Source organism: Elusimicrobiota bacterium (genome assembly GCA_016721625.1).
Taxonomy (GTDB): Bacteria; Elusimicrobiota; Elusimicrobia; order FEN-1173; family FEN-1173; genus JADKHR01.
This window is the reverse complement of sequence record JADKHR010000001.1, coordinates 465125-483505: the sequence shown is the minus strand read 5'-3', so window position 1 is coordinate 483505 and position 18381 is coordinate 465125. Positions and strand designations below refer to the sequence as shown.

Below are 18381 nucleotides of genomic sequence, written 5' to 3'. Positions count from 1 at the left end.
GCGCCGCGTAGCGAACTCACAAGAGCCTCTCTCGGCGAGTCAAAAGATCGCCGTCCACCGCGATCTCCAGCCATTTGTTCGGAGAATCAAAAAGCGTCGTTGGAAACGCAGTGTTCGATCCGAGGTGGACCTCGAAAATCCCGTTGTTCACCGCCACCGTCTGTGTTTCCGTCCATTCGGCGCTTCCTCCCGTCACCGCCGGAAAAATTTTGAACAAAAACGCATGGTTCCCCGTCAAAGGGTTGTTCGCGGAGTCCGCGAGGCGGCCTTGATAGTGGATCAAGGCTGGCGCATCGGCCCGAACCGAGACGCCGCACAGAAACGGTAGCAGGAAGGCCAGGGGTATGAACGAGAGGGGGTGCCAAGCGGCATTGGTTTTTCTCACGACGGCCTCCTAAAAAGTATTGGCAACCAAGAAAAACACCGACGATGAACCTCTGGGAATCATATCAAAAACCGGCCGTAACTACTCAGGTCCAGACGTTTCTCCCTCTCCCGATCGCGGGAGAGGGTCGGGGAGAGGGTGGGATTTTCCGACGAGTGGCCAGCCGGAGACCTGAGCAGTTACAACCGGCCAATAAACCTCCGGCCAGGGGTCGAACTTTCGGTTGTGGGGAATTTAGGTTAACGGACGGAAAAGCGAATCCTTTTTTTGTAGGCGCCTCCCCACCCTAAAGCCCGAACGGGGGTGGGTTAGGGTTTTCGCTGTTTGATGCGGATCAGGGTGATGTCGAGGGCGAGGTTGAGGAAACGATAATCCTTCGAGAGTTCATCCCAGGGTATGACTTGAAGGGAAAGGTTGGCCTGGTCGAACGTGTCTTGCAGGCGGCTGAAGAACATGCCTTCCTGCAACCCGCTGTCGGGTGAGGGGCCAAGGACCACGCCGATGTTGACGCCGGCCTGTTGGCACTTTTCGACAAAAAGGTGATCCGGGATCGAGGGGTCCTGGCTGTAATCGACCTCGAGCGCCGGATGGAGAACGAATTTGAGTTTATGTTTCTTGATGATGTCTTCAAATTTTCTTTTCAACTGAATCAGTTCTTTATCGTGTCCGGTCGGATAAAAGAAAACCACCGGGATTTCCCCTGGATTTCCGGGGATCCCGATCGATGGAGTCCCTTCTGTTTTGGAGAATTGGGTGGACGGTGGCGGAGCGGGCGGCTGGGCCCCCGTTGGAAAAGGCCCCGGTCGGTTAACCGGCGTTGTTGGCAAAGGGAGCGGGGCGGAAGGCATTTTCGGAAACCCCGGCATTGGCAAGGGGATTTTTTTTGGGGGCGTTCCAAGGGTTCCAGCGGGTGGCAGTGGCGTCGTCGGCCGAACGGGAAGCACCGGTAGAGGGATCCCTGTGGAAAGCGAAGGGCTTTTCGTGGGCGAGTCGAGAGAATCCAACGCGTCGCCCAATTCATCCAAGGATTTTTCAACTCCTGGGGCCCCCGGGGATGTCTTCGGTAAATTCGGTGTTGGCAGATGGTTCTCACTGGCCGGGGCATCGTCCCTGAAGGGGATAGGCATTCCACCCTCTTCCACTTTCTTCTCCTCTCGTGGAGCCTCCGGCTGAATCAGGTCCGCTGATGTCTTGGGAGAAAGGGTCGGTAACGGTTCTTCCTTTTTAATGAGGTTGCCCATTTCGGCCTTGCCTTGAGTTTCCCCAGACAATTTGGAGGAGTCTTGTCCCCCCTGTTCCTCCATCGCGCTGAGAAAATCGGCCGGGCCTTCGGGCCTCTGGCCCGCGGCCTGTCCCCGAAGCTCTGCGGTGGGGGCGGCCGGGCCTTCGGGCCTCTGGCCCGCGGCCTGTCCCCGAAGCTCTGCGGTGGGGGCGGCCGGGCCTTCGGGCCTCTGGCCCGCGGCCTGTCCCCGAAGCTCTGCGGTGGGGGCGGCCGGGCCTTCGGGCCTCTGGCCCGCGGCCTGTCCCCGAAGCTCTGCGGTGGGGGCGGCCGGGCCTTCGGGCCTCTGGCCCGCGGCCTGTCCCCGAAGCTCTGCGGTGGGGGCGCCCGGGCCTTCGGGCCTCTGGCCCGCGGCCTGTCCCCGAAGCTCTGCGGCGGGGGCTGCGGAGGCGGCGATGGGGGCGGCCGGGCCTTCGGGCCCCTGCCCCGCGGCCTGTTCCCGAGATTCCGCGGGGTGACTTTCTTTCCCCTCCGATTTTTCCTGCAGGTCTGCAAAAGGCGTCCCATCTGAAATATCAAACGGATCCCTGGCACTGGGTTTCTCGCGCGGGGGCTCATCGAGTTTAGGTTGAACCAGCGCGGTGGGTGTATCGGGAGTTTTTTCCGAAGGAGGCGCTTCCACACTGACAGCCTGAACCGCAGGCCCGGCGTGTTCCCCCTCCTCGCCCCACTCTTCCGGCGGCAAGAGTTCCTTCAAAATTTCTTTAACCAAATCGAGGGATATCTCTTCGTTGTTGAGTTGGGTGTAGGCCTGAATGCGGCGAAGAAATCCTTCCAACTCCCGAATGTTGGATTTGAGGCGGCTCGCGATGTAAAGGCGAATGTCGTCGGCGAGATGGAACCCCTTCAGATGGACCTCTTTTTTCTTAAGGATGGCGACGCGGGTTTCCAGGTTCGTGAATTTGATGTCAGCGATGAGTCCCCATTCAAACCGGCTCCGCAGGCGATCTTCCAGGGTCGTCAGCATTTTCGGGGGGCGGTCGGAGGTCATGATGATCTGTTTCCCTCCAGCGTGGAGATCGTTGAACATGTGAAAAAATTCTTCTTGCGTGGCTTCGGAGGTCGCTAAAAATTGAATATCGTCGACCAAGAGAAGGTCCAACGCCCGGTATCGCCCCCGAAGATTTTGAAGCCGCCCGGCCTGAAGAAGTTCGATGACTTCCGTCATGAACTGTTGAGCCGTGACGTAAAGGACGCGCGTGTTTGGATCCCGTTGAAGAACGCGGTGGCCAACGGCTTGCATGAGGTGTGTTTTCCCGATCCCAACGGGTCCATACAAAAAAAGCGGGTTGTAGGCTTTGCCCAGATTTTCGGAAACGGCGAGAGACGCCGCATGGGGAAAGCGGTTATGGGGACCGACAACGAATTCTTCAAACGTGTACGCCGGGACCAGGCGCGTGTCCCCGGTCCCGGAAACGGAATCAGGGGCGGCGGCCGCCATGGTCTATTTCCCCCGACGTTTGATCATCATGAGCTCCACCATTAAATCCATGTAAAGGAGCTTGGACCCCACGTCCGCCTGAGGAACGAGAAAACAACGAATCCCGGCTTCTTGGGCTTCGGCCAGAATCGGTTCCATGAGATCAATCATGACGTCGGGAGGAAGGATGACGAAGAAGCAGTTGGCTCCATTGGCCTTGGCGGTCCATATCCATTCGGTGGAGTGTTCCAGCGCTACCGTTGTCGGAACGGAGTTGACCACCTGGAAAGCCATGGGTTTTTTTGACTTCTTCTGTGTCATTTCCATCATCGTGCTCGTGAACCGATCTTTGGGGGCCTCTCCGCCGATGGGATAGAAAATGGTCACTCGAATTGAGGGGTCTTCAATCGTTTTGGCGTCGGTTTCTCGCTGAGGCGGCTTTGTGGCCGAAGGAGGAGCGGGATCCGGAGCGGCATTCCCAGTGGGAACGGCTGGACCGAAAGGGGTCACAACCGGTTTGGCCCCCCCCTTACTTTCGGAAACTTGGGCCACCGCCATCGGTTCGATGCCTGCCCCTGAAGGCTTATCCGCTCGGACGTGTTTCGTCGATGAATTATCCGGTGCTACCATCTCCTCAAACTTTTGAGTCAATTCGATTTGAACGGGAACTTCTTCTTTCTGGGGAACAAGAGAGGATTGGGCAGAATGCCCGGTTTCGATGTTTGAAACCGAGCTCGGTTCCTTGACCGGCCATGGTTGTTTTTGAACGGTTGAAGGGGATGTTTCTCCGATTTCTTTTTGGGGCGGCGGTAAAATTTGCTCGGCTTGGGACGGGGGCGATGCTGGCTTTTTATCTGTCGTTGGCAAAGGAGGAACCGCCGCTGTTTGGAAAGGCGACGCTGGTTTTGTAACCGCCGAGGGCGGAACCAGAGGTGTCGATGCGGCCTGGGGCGGCGGCGCTGGTTTTGTGACAATGGAAGGGGGTGGCGGCGGAGCCGACGGGGCTTGGGGCGGCGGCGCTGGTTTTGTGACAATGAAAGGGGGTGGCGGCGGAGCCGACGGGGCTTGGGGCGGCGGCGCTGGGTTTGTGACATTGAAAGGGGGTGGCGGCGGAGCCGACGGGCTTGGGGCGGCGGCGCTGGGTTTGTGACATTGAAAGGGGTGGCGGCGGGGCCGACGGGGCTGGGGGCGGCGGGACAGGTTTTGCGAAGATCGGAGGCGGCGGCGCAGTAGGAGGAGGCATGGGTGCCGGCCGGTTGACTGGAACAGGCGGCAAAGGCTGTTTGGCCGCTGGGGAAACGCCGGGTGCTGTGGGCATGGGAACGGGTTTTGGCGGCTGAACGGGGCGAACGATGCCTGGAATCGGTCCAACGGAAGGCAACGGTATTCCGCTTCCCGGTCGGGACGGGTTTCCGGTTGAAGGCGGAAATGGGTTTGGCGAAGCGGGTTTGGCTATTGGTGCAGGAACCCCCGGCATCGCCATTTTCCCGGGTATGTTGACTGAAGGAAGAGGCGTTCCCGCGGGAGGACGCGCCTGCGGCGCTGTTGCCGGGTGATCCGTGGGCGTTTTCAGCGGCGGAGGTGGAATAGGGGCCGCGGCGTTGGCCACGCCGGAAAGCTTTTTCATCACGAACGCGTGTTCGTCATCCGTCAAATTCGTGAGGCTTTCAAGGGCGCCGCTGAGGCCGTCCAGCACATCGGTTAACTCATTGGAGGGCCGGTTCCCGGACGGGTCGACGGTTAAGGACATGACCATGTTTTGGATGGCCAGCCGTTCGGAGAGTGGAGCATCAATGACGAACACCGCCCATTGGAAAATATCGTCTGATATTTCCTGAACGTCTTGGCAGACGTCGGGGTGGGCTTGAATGATCCGGTCCACGTCCGCTCGTGGCCCCTGAATCTTTAAAAGATAACTATCCGCCCGAGCGGAGAGCAACATCTCCCAGCGCTGGATGGCCATCTAGTTGGACTCCGGCTTCACCGGTTTTTCCTCCCATCACTCCGCTAGGCGTCCCCGATCCGGAGAGTGTTCATTTTCACCAAAAGATCGTCGGGATTGGTGGAGGCATCGAGAGCTTCTTCTTTGGTGATCTTGTGTTCGTTGAAGAGGCGAATGATGTCTTGATCGAAAGAATGCATTCCATAATATTGGCCCTGTTCGATGGCTTTATTGACTTCGCCGGGTTTTTCCTCCAGCAGGAGTTTCCGAATAAGCGACGTCACCACCAAGATCTCCGTGGCGGGATAGCGTTCCCTTGCGTCGGCGGATTCCAGAAGCCTCTGTGCGACGATACCTTTTAAAACGTTGGAGATTCGGGCCCTCGCTCCGGCCTGTTCCGCGGCGTGGTAGGATTCCAGAAGGCGGCCCATGGTTTGGGAGGCGTCCATCGTATGAATGGTGCCCAGAACCAAGTGCCCCGTTTCCGCGGCGGTAATGCCGGCCTGGATGGATTCCGCGTCTCTCATTTCACCAAGCACCACGACGTCGGGGTCTTGCCGCAATAGATGTTTAACGGCGGAAGCGAAGGAGGGCGTGTCTTGCCCAATCTCCCGCTGGGCGATGGAAGACTTGTCGTTGGTGTGGTAATACTCGATGGGATCCTCAATCATGATCATGTTGTAGGCGTAGTTTTTGTTGATGTAGTCCACCATGGAATTGAGGGTGGTGGTTTTTCCGGCGCCCGTGATTCCCGCCACCAGAAGCATGCCCCGCGTGTTTTGGCAGAGTTTCCGCATGGTGTCCCCGGGGAGATTTAATTCTTCAAAGCTTTTGACTTGAAGCGGAACAACGCGGAGCGAGAGCGCGACCGAGCCTTTCTGGCGATAGATGTTCACCCGAAAGCGGGATAAGTCCGGCACCGAGTAGGACATGTCCAGTTCATTGTCCCGCTCAAAAATGGCGCGTTGATTCTCGTTCATTAAAATTTGGGCGAGCTCGAGGATGTGTTCAGCCCCCATTTTATTGAACCCGGAGGACATGAGTCGTCCGTGGATACGAACCATCGGCGGCGTTCCCGCCTTGAAGTGAATGTCCGATATACCGCTTCGGAGCATGGTTTGGAAGAGTTTGTTGATATCAACGGCCACGGGAAACCTCCTGGTGTCGCATCTCCAACAATTTAATAAACCTCATTTTAGCAAGACCCTTGTCATCTTTCCATGGGGGAACCCCTTCCGACTCCAATGCTGGCTTTCGGATCCCCTTCATGAGTATGTATCAAGTTAAACTCACTTTCAACCCTTAATTTCAAGGATTCCATGGCCCCCCCTTACTGCAAGGGAAACTTTTTGAACAGGCTCGCCACCGAACCCTCCACGGCCACATCGAGGTCCAACCCTTCGTAGGTGACGGCCCCGCTCCAAAGAAGTTCCTGGGTCTGGGGAGCGAGGAGCCGGGCCGATAAGGAGAGGGAGGCGTTGGAGACCAAAACCCGTGCGTTCTCGATTCCCGCTCCGCTCCCCGACGGATAGAGGTTTCGCCCGGAAATAGGCGTCACCGCGTTCAGCACCAAGGTCTGCCGATTCCCGGAGGTCTCAAGGGGAACGAGATATTTAGCGTCGGGCACGAATTGGGTGACCGTGATTTGGAGCCACGCGTCGGACCCATCCGCAGGTCCCCCGACCTTGACCTGGTAGCCCCGCATCAGCAGTTGACGGGCGAATTCATCCGTCACGGCTCGTTGTTGGGCGTATTCCGGTTCCAGGACCAAAACGCTTTTGATTCGGCTGAAATCCGTTCCCGGCCGGGTGGCCGTCCGAATTGTTGAAAAGCATCCAGAGAAAAGGACCGGCAAAATAACCGCGCATGAAAAGAGAAACCCCTTCCGCCTCATTGGAGCCTTTCCACATGCCGCCGCGCCAGCTCCGCCATTTCAGCGGAAGGCGAAAGCGACAGAAACCGTTGCCACGCAGACCGGGCTTCCGGTCCCATCTTCAGTTTCTCATACAGCATCGCGAGCGAATAAAACGCCGTTTGGGAGTTTGGATCCAGTTGAACGGCCCGCTCCAGGGCCCCGCGGGCTTCCTGAAGGTTTTGGTTCTGTAAAGCGACAAGCCCCAAAGCCGTTTGGGTGGCGGCATCTGAGGGCGCGGCGGCGGCGGCGCGACGAATCATCACGAGGGATTCCGACGCCTTCCCGTCGTTAGCAAGGCGAAGGCCCTCTTCTAAAAGCGTCGAGGACTCGGCGGCCCAGCAAACCCCGCCGAGCAGAAGAAAAAAAGAAGCCCATGTCCATCGTTTCATCGCGCGCCCCCTTTTTCCAGAGCGGATATTTTGTTCAACCGCCGTAGGTGCCGACCGCCTGCAAAAGAGGTTCGAAGCCATATTCGGACCAACCGCGTGATTCGCGGAGCCGAAAGAAAACGCCCCCCCAGGCAAAGCACATTGGCCCCGTTGTGTTCCGCGGCCAGGGCGGCTGTTTTTTCGTTCCACGCGACGGCCGCGCGAACCCCTTTGACTTTGTTGGCGGCGATGGACATGCCAATGCCGGTTCCGCAGATCAAAACGCCTCGTTCGGCTTTTCCTTTCGCCACCGCTCTCGCCACCAGGGCCGCGTGGTCCGGATAATCCGTGGGTTCCCCGCTGGGGGCGCCCACGTCGGTGACGACATGCCCGTCGGCGCGCAGGCTTCGAACCAAGAGCGTTTTAGCGAGAAAGCCTCCGTGGTCGGCGCCGATGAAAACGTTCAAGAGCGGGCCGCCGCCTGGGGAACCCGATTGAATTTGACAATGCGGAGGAAGTCTTCCGCTTTTAGACTCGACCCGCCCACTAATCCGCCGTGAATGTCCGGTTGCGACATCAGCGAGTCGACGTTGTCTGGTTTCACGGAACCGCCGTAAAGAATCCTCATGCGGGAGGCTTCCCCTCCGAAAAGGCCCTCCAACTTTTTCCGAATGAAGGCATGAACTTCTTGGGCCTGGTCCGGCGTGGCGGTTTTGCCGGTGCCGATGGCCCAAACGGGTTCGTAGGCGATGACCAAGGCGGGTGCCTGGGCCGCGGCGAACCCCCGTAGCCCTTCGAGCACCTGGCGTTCCACCACGGAGAAGGTGTTCCCCCCCTCCCGTTCAGCGAGGGTTTCCCCCACGCAAACCACGGGGGTCAGTCCCTGTTCCAGCGCCAGCTTGGCTTTTTTGTTAACGAGGAGGTCGGTCTCGCCGTAATACTGTCTCCGTTCGGAATGTCCGATCAAAACGAAGGTCCCCCCGGCGTCTTTAATCATGCCGGCGGAAATTTCTCCCGTATAGGCGCCTTGAAGGTTTTCATTCAAGTTTTGAGCCCCGATGGCAATGGGGCTCCCTTGGGCGGCCTGGGCGGCCGCGAAAAGCGAAGTGAAGGGAGGGCAGATCAGGATTTCCCGGTCCAATAGACCCAGAACCTGAGGGGCGAGTTTCTTCAAAAAGTCCACCGTTTCGGGGATCGTTTTTTGCATTTTCCAGTTACCGGCCATCAGGGGTCGACGAGACATAGAATCTCCTTTCTCATTTCAAAATAAGGGTTATTTGATATGACCATTCTAGAACAATGTCTCCGTCGGGGCAACCCGGGGGAAGGTCCCCCGAGTTCAAAGCTTGGCGAATTGTTTCGCTAACCGTTGAGCCAGGTCCGTCCGTCCCGGGCCAGGAGTTCGTCCGCGGACGCGGGTCCCCAAAGGCCGGCGGGGTAGGGAGCCGGGGAACCGTCCGCCGCCCAGCGGGTGAGGACGGGGGTTAGGAACGACCAGGCCATGTTGATCCAATCCGAGCGGATAAACAACGTTTGATCGCCAGACATGGCATCGAGGAAAAGGCGTTCGTAGGCTTCGGGTGGCTCCCCGAAGGACTGTTCGTAATCGAAATCCATTTCAACGGAACTCATACACATTTTAGGGCCCGGGTGTTTGGTTTCAAAGGAAAGAGACACCCCTTCTTCCGGCTGTATACGCAGGACGAGCGTGTTGGCCGTCAGGTCCGTGGGCTGGAGCGGCTGGAAGAGCGAATGGGGGACGTGTTTAAATCGAATGACCACTTCGGACCGCCGCGCGGCCAGCCGTTTCCCGGATCGCAAATAAAAGGGAACGCCTTGCCAGCGCCAGTTATCCAAAACAACCTTCATGGCGACGAACGTTTCCGTCCGGCTATCCGGCGAAACACCGGATTCCTGGCGATAACCGAGCACGGCCTCCTCCTCCACCCGGCCGGGGCCATACTGGCCGCGCACCGCGCGTTCGTCCACCCGGTCGATGGGAATCGGGCGGATGGCGCGCAGGACCTTGGAGGCCTCATCTCTCACTCGGTTGGCGTGAAAGCTCGACGGAGCTTCCATGGCGGTGACGCACAGGAGCTGAAGGAGATGGTTTTGAAACATGTCCCGAAGGCAACCGGCCTCTTCGTAATAACCGGCCCGGTGCCCGATCCCGATGCTTTCCGCCACGGTGATTTGGACGTGGTCCACGTAGTTGCGGTTCCAAATCGGTTCAAAGAAGATGTTCGCGAACCGCAGGACCAAAATGTTTTGAACGGTTTCTTTTCCGAGGTAATGGTCGATGCGATAAGTCTGGTCCTCGCTAAAAACGCGGCGCGTTTCCTTCGCCAGGGCTTGGGCGGTCTCCAGGTCCCGCCCAAATGGTTTTTCGATGATGACGCGGGACCACCCGTGCCCATTCTCCCGTTCCTGAGCCAGCCCCGCGCGACCCAGTTCCCGGATCACGCATTCGTACAGGCCCGGTGGAATGGAGAGGTTGAAGGCATGGTTCCCCCCGGTCTGGTGGGCCTGGTCCAAGGAAACGAGACGATCCGCCAAGGCCCGGTAGTCTTCCGGTTGGTCATAGCGAAGCGGTTGGTAGTAGAGGGCGGAAAGGAACTCTTTCAGGGACTCCGGGGAAGCGTCTTTGACCGCCGAGGTGATGGCGGTCCGGGCCCTCTCGCGAAAAACGTCATCCGTGAATTCGGTCCGACCCGCGCCGAGGGCGTAAAAACGCCGGGGCAACTGGCCGCGGACCCGGAGGCGGAAGAGGGAGGGTAATATTTTTCGCTCGGCCAGATCGCCCGAGGCCCCGAAGATCACCAGCCCGCAAGGGTCGGGCCGGGTCTCAAAACAAAAACGCTCTTGGACCTTGGTTCGAAAAACGCCTCCAGCGCGGGGATTCCCCACAGGTTACTTGGCTTTCACCGCGTGGCCGCCGAATTCATTTCGCAGGGCGGCCAGCACTTTCCCCGCGAAGGATTCCTCCTGGCGGGAGGCGAATCGGGCGAAGAGCGCGTGGGCGATGGCATCGGCGGGGACGCCCGTTTGGATCGCTTGTTCCACGGTCCAACGGCCCTCGCCGGAATCCTCCACGTAATCCTTGATCGCCGCCAGATCTGGGTCCTTCGCAAAAGCGCGTTCGGCGAGCTCCAAAAGCCAGGACCGGACCACGCTGGCCTGGTTCCAAAGGTGAGAGATCCGGCCCAAGTCCAAGGGAAAGGGCGCCGCGCGCAAAATCTCGAAACCCTCCGCGTATCCCTGCATGAGGGCATACTCGATGCCGTTGTGAACCATCTTCGTGAAATGGCCCGCGCCCACCGGTCCGGCGTGCAAAACCCCTTCGGCGTTCGGCGCCAGGGTTTTCAAAGCCGGTTCCAACCGATGATAATCTTCCGGGGTCCCCCCCACCATCAAGCAATATCCGTTTTCGAGGCCCCAGATCCCGCCCGAGGTCCCGGCGTCCATGAACCGAAGTCCCTTCCCGGCCAGGATCCCGGCCCGGCGAACGGAATCGGTGTACCGAGAATTTCCTCCATCCACGACCAGGTCGCCAGCGGACAATAAATGAGAGAGTTCCAAAACGGTCGCTTCGGTGGCCGAACCCGATGGGACCATGGCCCAGATCGTACGGGGGGGGGTCAGCTTGGAGACCAATTCCGAAAGCGAGAAGGCCCCCTCGGCTCCCTTTTCGACCACGGCGTGGGTTTTCTCCGGACTGCGGTTGAACGCCACCACGCGATGGCCGCCCCGTAGCAGGCGCTCCACCATATTGGCGCCCATGCGCCCAAGTCCAACGAAGCCGATGTCCATCAGTTTTTCACAACCGAGGAAAAGGTTAACGGGTGACGAGGACTCCGCGCGCGGTTATCTCCGCGACACGCGTTCTTCTGGGCATCCACGTCCATGGCGGTTTTCGTTTCAGCCATCATGGGGCCGCTATTTCTTGGCGCCGGGAGTCAGAAGCGCATTCTTCTTGGCCAGCAGTCCCGCGATCAATTTATGATAGGCCTCAGCGAAAAGTTTGACGCCCTCCGTTTCGAGGGTCTCCGTCGCTTGAAGAAGATCGATCTTGTGGACTTTTAAACGTTCCAGGACCTTCCGCGCCTCGTCGGTCCCTTTCTCCAGGGTGTCGGCGACGGTCCCATGGTCCAGGAACGCTTCCAGCGTTTGGGGCGGAAGAGTGTTGACGGTGTCGGGACCGATCAAGCTGTCCACATAAAGAAGGTCCGGATAATGGGGGTTCTTGGTGCTGGTGCTGGCCCACAGGGGGCGCTGGAACCTCACGCCCTTTTTGCGGAGAGGAGCCCAGGCGGGGCTCCCGGTCATTGTCTTGAAAACCTGATAGGCCGTTTTGGCGCTCGCCACGGCCGTTTTTCCCAGAAGTTCCAACAATTGGTCCTTTTCGGTCGAACTGGACGAGGCCTGGATCCTTTCTTGGATCAATTTGTCGATGAGCGCGTCGATCCGGCTGACAAAGAAACTCGCCACCGTGGAGACCGCGAGGGATTTTCCCTCCACCAATCGTGTTTCCATGGCCCTGCGATGGGCTTCCAAAACTTCCCGATAACGCTCGATGGAGAAGATCAGGGTGACGTTGATCGGAATTCCGTCGGCCAGGCACCGTTCGATGGCGGGAAGGCCCTCTTTGGTGGCGGGAATCTTGATCATGACGTTGGGCCGGGCCGCGCGTTTCCAAAGGCGGCGCGCGTCGGCGAGGGTCCGTTCCGTGTCCCGCGCGAACAGCGGAGAGACTTCGATCGAAACGAACCCGTCGGCCCCTTTCGATTCGTCATGGAGAGGCCGAAACTGGTCGGCCGCCTGGCAGACGTCTTCCAGGGCCAGGGATTCGAAAATGTCTTCCAGGCTTTTTCCTTCTTGCAGGAGGGTTCGCAGGCCCGCGTCATAGTCCGTCCCGGTGCCCAACGCTTTTTCGAAAATGCTCGGGTTCGAGGTCATGCCCCGCAACCCTCCATCGATGAGGTTCTTCAGTTCCCCGGAAACCAGCATTCCCCGATGAATGTTGTCCAACCAGACGCTTTGGCCGTGGGCCAGCAATTCTTTTAAAAGGGGCATGACATTTCTCCTTGAATCAAATTCGAGCGCGTGCGCGCGCGAGGGTTTGGCGAGCCGCGGCCGCCACCGCTTCGACGGTAAATCCCAACTTTTCCATAACGATCTCGCCGGGGGCGGAAGCGCCGAACCGGTCCAGGGTGACCAGAGCCCCCTCCGGACCGGCGTAACGATGCCAACCGAAAGACACGCCGGCTTCCACCACCACGCGAGCCCGAAGGGACGGCGGTATCACCGCCTCCCGGTAGGCCTCGTCCTGCCGCTCAAAGAGGTCCACGCTGGGCAGGCTCACCACCGCGGCGTTCACCCCTTCCCGCCCCAACCGCTCCCGGGCGCCCAGCGCCAACGCGACTTCCGACCCCGTGGCAATTAAAAGAACGTCGGTGGGCCCCTCCGGTGTCAGTCGGTATCCCCCGCGCAGAAGTCCTTCGGCCGAAGTGTGGGTGGATCGATCAACAGTGGGGAGTTTTTGCCTCGAAAGAATAAGAGCGGTGGGCCCGGCTCTCCTTTCGAGGGCCGCGCGCCAGGCGAAAACCGTTTCGTTGGCGTCCCCCGGACGGATAACGCTGAGGCCCGGAATGCAACGCAGGCTGGCCAACTGTTCAACGGGTTGGTGGGTGGGCCCGTCTTCTCCCACCCCGATGCTGTCGTGGGTGAAAACATAGATCACCCCGAGCTTCATCAACGCCGCCAAGCGAAGAGTCGGGCGCATGTAATCGACAAAAGTGAGGAACGTGGCGCCGTAAGGAATCAAAGGCCCGGAAAGGGCGATCCCGTTTAGAATGGATCCCATGCCGTGTTCCCGAATGCCGAAATGAAGGTTTTTCCCGCCCCGGTGGTGAGAAATCACCCGCTCCGTCCATATTCGTGTTGTTGGAGGGAGCCAGGTCGGCGGATCCCCCCACCAACGTCGGCAAGGTCGCCGCCAGAGCGTTGATCACTTTTCCCGACGCTTGTCGCGTGGCGAGAGCCTCGCCCGCTTTAAAAACAGGAAGTTTATCTTTCCATCCCTCGGTGAGGGGGGTGCGCTGGAGCGCCATCCATTCCCCCGCCAGATCCGGATGAGCGAGACGATAGCGAGAAAACATTTCTTCCCATTCAGCCTGAACCCTTCGGCCCCGTTCCGCCGTTTGGGCCCAGTGAGACCGGGCCTCTTCCGGTAGGTGGAAGGCCGGGGATTCCGGCCAATCCAGATTTTTCTTCGCCAAGGCGGTTTCCTTGGCGCCGAGGGGCGCGCCGTGGGCGTCCGCCGTGTCCTGTTTGTTGGGGGCCCCGAACCCAATGTGCGTTCGGGCGATGACCAGGGTGGGTTGTTTCTCTTGGCTCCGGGCGGCTTCCAAAACGGACCGGACGGCGGCCAAATCCTCTGGGTCGGGAATTCGCAGAACCCTCCACCCCTAAGCTTCAAACCGGCGCCCCACGTCTTCGGAAACGGCTAAATCGGTGGATCCTTCAATCGTGATGCGATTATCCAGATAAACGTAGGTGAGTTTCCCTAATCTTAAGTGCCCCGCCAAGACGCCGCTTCCGCCGCGACCCCCTCCATTAAATCGCCATCGGAAACGAAGGCCCAGATCCGATGATCGATCAATGAAAAACCAGGACGGTTGAACCGCTCGGCCAAAAAACGTTCCGCCATGGCCAAGCCGACGCCGTTCCCAACCCCCTGACCCAGCGGGCCGGTGGTTGTTTCAACGCCCACGGTGTGGCCCTTCTCGGGGTGTCCTGGCGTTTGGCTGTCCCATTGACGGAAGTTTTTCAGTTCTTCCAGCGACAGATCGTAGCCTGTCAGATGCAGGAGCCCGTATAAAAGCATGGAGGCGTGGCCCGCCGAGAGGACAAACCGATCGCGGTTCGCCCAATGTGGATCCCGGGGGTTGTGCCGAAGAATCTGCGTCCAAAGGACGTAGCCAAGTCCGGCGGCTTCCATCGGCGTTCCCGGATGGCCGGAATTCGCTTTCTCCACCGCGTCGACGGCTAAGAAGCGCAGGGTGTTCACACACACCCTGTCAATGCTGGAAAGGTCGTTTGTTTTCATAAAAAAGGAATAGTGGAATTATACAAACTATTGACTTCAGCGGACGGGGGTTTAAGACGCCGGAATCGAAGCGATGGGTTCTTTTTTTCGGACCGCCTCGGAAGGCGGTTCGAGAAGATCAACGGCGTTCCCGAGCTTCGGCGAGGGAAGGGAGAAAAAAAACTCGCTCCCGCGACCGGGTTCGGATTCGACCCAAATTTTTCCCCCGTGGGCTTCCACCGCGAGTTTGCAAAAGGTCAATCCGAGCCCGCTTCCCACCCGATGGTTCCGGCGTTTTCCCTCCGCCTGGCTGAATTTTTCAAAGATGCGTTCCTTGAAATCCGCCGGGACTCCTTCCCCATTGTCTTGGACGCTCACGATCAGGGACGGGGGCTCCCCTTCCATCCGAACGTGGATCGAAATTTCCGTTTTTGCGGGAGTGTGTTTAAGCGCGTTGGTGAGGAGGTTGGCCAACACGCGATGCACGAGATCCCGGTCCGCCCAGGCATTGGGAAGATTTTGGTCCACCTCCACCGAGATGACTTTGTTCTCCTTCAAAATCTGCGCTTCCAAATCATCGACGCATTGGCCGGCCATTTCCAGCAGGGAAAAGGACTCCGGCCGGATTTCCAATTTCCCCTCTTCCATTTTGGCGAGGTCCAAAAGGGTTTGAATCAAACGCAGAAGATCGCGGCCTGATTTGGCCCCCAGGGTCAGGAGCTTTCTCTGGTCGGGATCCAGGGAATCTTTCGCCATATGCAAAACATATTCGATGCTCCCCAGCGTCGCCGAAAGCGGGTTTTTGAGGTCATGGACGATCATGTGAGTCAAGTCGCGTTTGGTCTGGTCGATTTCCGTCAATGATTGGGCCATGGCGTTCAACGTCTCGGCCACGCGCTGAAGTTCGTCCCCCGTTCGGAGATCGATCCGGTGGGACAATTCCCCGCGTCCGATAGATTGAATTCCTTCTTGAAGCACACCCAAGGGACGCAAAATCTTATTCACTAGGGAAAAACCCACGGACCAAAAAAGAATCCCGAGACAGAGCGTGGTCCCCAAGACCTTGGTGCCCAGCCGACGCACAGGGGCCAGGACATCCCGGTAGGAGGTTTCAACGAATGCTCCCCACCCAAGCCCCGGGACCCGATGGAAGACCGCCAAGGTCCGGGCGGAGCCGGTTCCTTGGTCTATGGGAAAGCCCTGGGCTCCCGAGGGGTCCTCTAAAAACTTTCGAACGACCGCTCGCTCGGACCAGTTCTCGTGGGCCAACACCCGCCCGTGGTCGGGATGCGCCACTAGGCGCCCTTCGGCATCCACCACAAACGCTTGGCTGAACGGGCCGGCGGATTCCCCCACCAGGTCCCATAAACCGGCAAGGCTCAGTCGAGCCACCAAAACCCCGTGGGCGGTTCCGTAAGGAGCGGAGAGGAGAACTTGGGGAACGCGGTCTCGGGTCGTGAAGAACACGGGGCTGGTGTAGGTCCGCCCCTCCGACGCGCGGAGGAACTCGGGGCGGCCGGCCCGGGAGGAGGACTCCTTCCCCCAAACCAATTTTCCGTTTCGACGGGAAACGCGCACCAACCCGCGGCCCTGTGCATCGAAGAGGGAGGCGTCCATCAGATCCGGGTAGGCTTCGAGCAGGTGGCGGAGAGAAGCGATGTTTTGTTTTTCGGTGCGGTTTTGGAAACGATGCTCGGTCCTCAAAGCGGCCAAACCGCGATGGGCGTTCTCGATGGGGGCCGCCACCCGATCAGCGATGCGGCGGGAGAGTTCCCGCTGTTCGCGAAAGGTGGCATCGCGAAGCGAGCGGCGCACGGTGACGTAGACGATCGCGGCCGTGGCCAGGGTGGGGAGAATGAGAGCGAGAGTAAAAAAAGTCAGCAGCCGCGATCGGAGACCTGGCCTTAAGAAGGAAGGTCCCGGCGTGGCCGGGAGAATCGGGGTCATGTCATCGACAACATAGGCGTCCCCCGCGAACGTCTTCAATGGGCCGCGTTATCTCAAGCACGGAGCCCATTGTATCCCAGGGCCCACGAGGAGTCAATGCGGGACCTTATTGAATTCTCTGGGAGCGAGGGGGTGGGCGGAGCGATCGGTTTGGATCCCGGCTTCTTCTGAGGGGAACAGACGGAACGCCCCTTGCCGGAGGGCTTCCCGCTTTTGGTCATAGACGGGGGATTTTCGGTAAAGCGTATCGAGGGCCTGATAATTCCCCACGGAAAGGGGATTAATCAAGATCGCGACGCGAAGATCGAGAATAGCGTCCTCCACGCGGTTCAAACGACGGAAAGCTAGCGCGCGCGCTTGAAATATTTCGTCATACCCGGGGTTGGCGCGGAGGGCATCGGTGCAAGCCGCCACGGCGCGTTCCGACGAGGCTCGAACCTCCTCGGCGAATCCGCGGCGTTCCGCTTCATCGGCTTCCCGGGAATACAGAATCCCGAGCGCGTAGGCGTTATGAACCTCAAAACGCCGCCAGCGTCGGGAACAAAGCAGGTCCTCTTCGCCGGACCTCCAGCGCTCGGACCCGGCGGCGCGCCCTGCGCCGCGGAAAGACGCCGCTTCGGCCAGGAACCCCCTCGTCTCGTGAATGAGCGCGAGCGAGGACAAGAGCAGAAGGCTCACGGAGGCCATCCGCTTCGCGGGAAGGGGCCATGGGAGACGGACCTCCCGGCCGTTCGTCAGGGCGGCCCATTGTCCCCACACCCAGAAAAAAAGAAAGGCCGGAACGGCAAAAAAAAGCGACACATTCCCAAAGACGTTGTCCGTCGCCAGGGCCCCCATTCCGGCCAAAAGGGCGGCCGGAACGGATCGGTGGGTGTTTTCCCCCGCCCACCGCCGCCGATGAGCTTGGAGGGTGATAGCCATTAACCAAAAGAAGAGACCCAAACCAATCAAACCCAATTGGGAACCGAACTCCAGAAAAAGTTGATGGGCATTGTTCGCGTGGGTGCGAAAAGAACGAAAGAGGTCCAACGTCACGAGCCTCCCCTGGTAAAAGGGGAAAAAGAGTTCAAACAGTCCCCACCCTTTTCCCCATCCAAGGGTGATCTTTCCACATGTCCCAAGCGGATCTCCAAATCAGGAGCCTCTGGTGCCAGGACCCATAAACGGCCCCGCCCGTGATCCCCGTCCAGAGTTCCCCCAGGCGAGCCAGCGGGCGCGCAGACCCCGAATGGGAGCCTGGCCAGGCGAGAACAAGGATGACCGCGCTCCCCGCCCAGCCCAGCGCGCGGGGGAGCGCGGTCCGAATCGTCTTGAAATCCAACACCAGGTAAAGGCCGAGCCCGAAACAGGCGCCGACCCAGGAAGAGCGGGTGAGCGTGGCGATGAGCGCGGCCGCGTAGAGGAGTCCCAGGCTTCCCCATCCGAAAGTTCCCGCAACGCTCCGCGCGGTCAAAAATTCTTGGAGCGCCAAGGGCGCAAGCAGTGCAAGAGCGGAGGAGAGAAAATTCGGGTTTCCGTAGGTGGAGACCGGCCTGCCGTTGAAGGCGTTCACGCCATGGCCCCACACCGGATCCACGCCGAAATATTGGAGCACGCCGTAGGCGGCGGAAATTCCGGCAACGCCAAGCATTGTCCGGCGCAAAATCCGCGCTTTTGGCTCCGAGGATAATTGGGTGGAGAACCAAAATACGCCAAGTCCGTTGACCCAAAGAAAAATGGCCCCCCGAAGCCCTTCGTGAAAAATCGGAGCCCGAAAGAAAGCCCCATGACGGAGCGCCGAGCCCCCCCAGGTGGAGAGGGCCCAGATTCCGAAAAGCAGGAGGGGCCCGTCAATCTCGGTGCGGACGAAAAGGGCTGGGGGTCCTCCCCAAAGGAGGAGACCAATCGAACCCCAGACCAAGCAAAGCCCGGCGTGCAACAAGAAAATTTGAAGGCTGAAAGGATTTTCTGTGAAATGGGTAAGGAAAAGGAGGGGTGAGATAATGTGAAGAATAACAGCGATAAAAAAAAAGTTTTTTGAAAAGGAGCTCCCCCTCGG

General features: G+C 59.2%; 15 protein-coding genes and 1 pseudogene. All 16 read right to left on the bottom strand.

All coding sequences use genetic code 11. The features are described 5' to 3' along the window. Positions 1-16: 16 nt before the first annotated feature. The 16 genes and pseudogenes from IPP35_02025 to IPP35_01950 all read right to left on the bottom strand — a co-directional run bounded on the left by IPP35_02025 (position 17) and on the right by IPP35_01950 (position 17973). Positions 17-385, bottom strand: coding sequence for a hypothetical protein (locus IPP35_02025; protein ID MBL0057907.1), 369 nt, complete (start codon positions 383-385; stop codon positions 17-19). 308 nt (positions 386-693) lie between these two features. Further along, the gene (locus tag IPP35_02020) at positions 694-3105 is read right to left on the bottom strand and encodes an ATP-binding protein (GenBank protein ID MBL0057906.1); all 2412 of its coding nucleotides are present in this window, start codon (positions 3103-3105) and stop codon (positions 694-696) included. Positions 3106-3108: 3 nt separating this feature from the next. Next, positions 3109-3471, bottom strand: coding sequence for a hypothetical protein (locus tag IPP35_02015; protein MBL0057905.1), 363 nt, complete (start codon positions 3469-3471; stop codon positions 3109-3111). Between the two features lie 463 nt (positions 3472-3934). Continuing rightward, positions 3935-5047, bottom strand: a complete 1113-nt coding sequence (locus IPP35_02010; protein MBL0057904.1) for a hypothetical protein — start codon at positions 5045-5047, stop codon at positions 3935-3937. A gap of 44 nt (positions 5048-5091) precedes the next feature. Beyond that, positions 5092-6174, bottom strand: coding sequence for a PilT/PilU family type 4a pilus ATPase (locus tag IPP35_02005; protein MBL0057903.1), 1083 nt, complete (start codon positions 6172-6174; stop codon positions 5092-5094). A gap of 182 nt (positions 6175-6356) precedes the next feature. Beyond that, complete coding sequence (locus IPP35_02000) at positions 6357-6920, bottom strand: hypothetical protein (protein ID MBL0057902.1); 564 nt, start codon at positions 6918-6920, stop codon at positions 6357-6359. After that, on the bottom strand, positions 6917-7330 hold the full coding sequence (locus IPP35_01995; GenBank protein MBL0057901.1) for a tetratricopeptide repeat protein: 414 nt from the start codon (positions 7328-7330) through the stop codon (positions 6917-6919). The genes IPP35_02000 and IPP35_01995 overlap by 4 nt, the downstream gene beginning before the upstream one ends. Further along, on the bottom strand, positions 7327-7776 hold the full coding sequence (gene rpiB, locus IPP35_01990; GenBank protein ID MBL0057900.1) for a ribose 5-phosphate isomerase B: 450 nt from the start codon (positions 7774-7776) through the stop codon (positions 7327-7329). Before rpiB ends, IPP35_01995 begins: the two co-directional genes overlap by 4 nt. Then, a complete protein-coding gene (locus tag IPP35_01985; protein ID MBL0057899.1) occupies positions 7773-8552 on the bottom strand; it encodes a triose-phosphate isomerase in 780 nt (259 codons plus the stop codon). The genes rpiB and IPP35_01985 overlap by 4 nt, the downstream gene beginning before the upstream one ends. Positions 8553-8671: 119 nt before the next feature. Then, positions 8672-10216: a glucose-6-phosphate dehydrogenase gene (gene zwf, locus IPP35_01980; GenBank protein MBL0057898.1), complete on the bottom strand. Its 1545-nt coding sequence runs from the start codon at positions 10214-10216 to the stop codon at positions 8672-8674. Positions 10217-10219: 3 nt separating this feature from the next. Further along, a complete protein-coding gene (gnd, locus tag IPP35_01975; GenBank protein ID MBL0057897.1) occupies positions 10220-11119 on the bottom strand; it encodes a decarboxylating 6-phosphogluconate dehydrogenase in 900 nt (299 codons plus the stop codon). Between the two features lie 126 nt (positions 11120-11245). Further along, the gene (tal, locus tag IPP35_01970) at positions 11246-12382 is read right to left on the bottom strand and encodes a transaldolase (GenBank protein MBL0057896.1); all 1137 of its coding nucleotides are present in this window, start codon (positions 12380-12382) and stop codon (positions 11246-11248) included. 16 nt (positions 12383-12398) lie between these two features. Beyond that, positions 12399-14417 (bottom strand): annotated as a pseudogene (gene tkt, locus IPP35_01965) (transketolase). A 51-nt stretch (positions 14418-14468) separates the two neighbouring features. Next, positions 14469-16382 carry a sensor histidine kinase gene (locus tag IPP35_01960; protein MBL0057895.1) on the bottom strand — a complete coding sequence of 638 codons (1914 nt, stop codon included), beginning with the start codon at positions 16380-16382 and terminating at the stop codon, positions 14469-14471. A gap of 54 nt (positions 16383-16436) precedes the next feature. Further along, positions 16437-17378: a hypothetical protein gene (locus tag IPP35_01955; GenBank protein ID MBL0057894.1), complete on the bottom strand. Its 942-nt coding sequence runs from the start codon at positions 17376-17378 to the stop codon at positions 16437-16439. A 31-nt stretch (positions 17379-17409) separates the two neighbouring features. Next, positions 17410-17973, bottom strand: coding sequence for an O-antigen ligase family protein (locus tag IPP35_01950; GenBank protein ID MBL0057893.1), 564 nt, complete (start codon positions 17971-17973; stop codon positions 17410-17412). Positions 17974-18381: the final 408 nt, after the last annotated feature.

Excerpts from the sequence above, each read along its gene's own strand:
- IPP35_02020 (MBL0057906.1), bottom strand. The coding sequence starts at position 3,105 with ATGGCGGCCGCCGCCCCTGATTCCGTTTCCGGGACCGGGGACACGCGC.
- IPP35_02010 (MBL0057904.1), bottom strand. The coding sequence starts at position 5,047 with ATGGCCATCCAGCGCTGGGAGATGTTGCTCTCCGCTCGGGCGGATAGT.
- IPP35_02000 (MBL0057902.1), bottom strand. The coding sequence starts at position 6,920 with ATGAGGCGGAAGGGGTTTCTCTTTTCATGCGCGGTTATTTTGCCGGTC.
- IPP35_01995 (MBL0057901.1), bottom strand. The coding sequence starts at position 7,330 with ATGAAACGATGGACATGGGCTTCTTTTTTTCTTCTGCTCGGCGGGGTT.
- IPP35_01985 (MBL0057899.1), bottom strand. The coding sequence starts at position 8,552 with ATGTCTCGTCGACCCCTGATGGCCGGTAACTGGAAAATGCAAAAAACG.
- gnd (MBL0057897.1), bottom strand. The coding sequence starts at position 11,119 with ATGGACATCGGCTTCGTTGGACTTGGGCGCATGGGCGCCAATATGGTG.
- tal (MBL0057896.1), bottom strand. The coding sequence starts at position 12,382 with ATGCCCCTTTTAAAAGAATTGCTGGCCCACGGCCAAAGCGTCTGGTTG.
- IPP35_01950 (MBL0057893.1), bottom strand. The coding sequence starts at position 17,973 with ATGCTTGGCGTTGCCGGAATTTCCGCCGCCTACGGCGTGCTCCAATAT.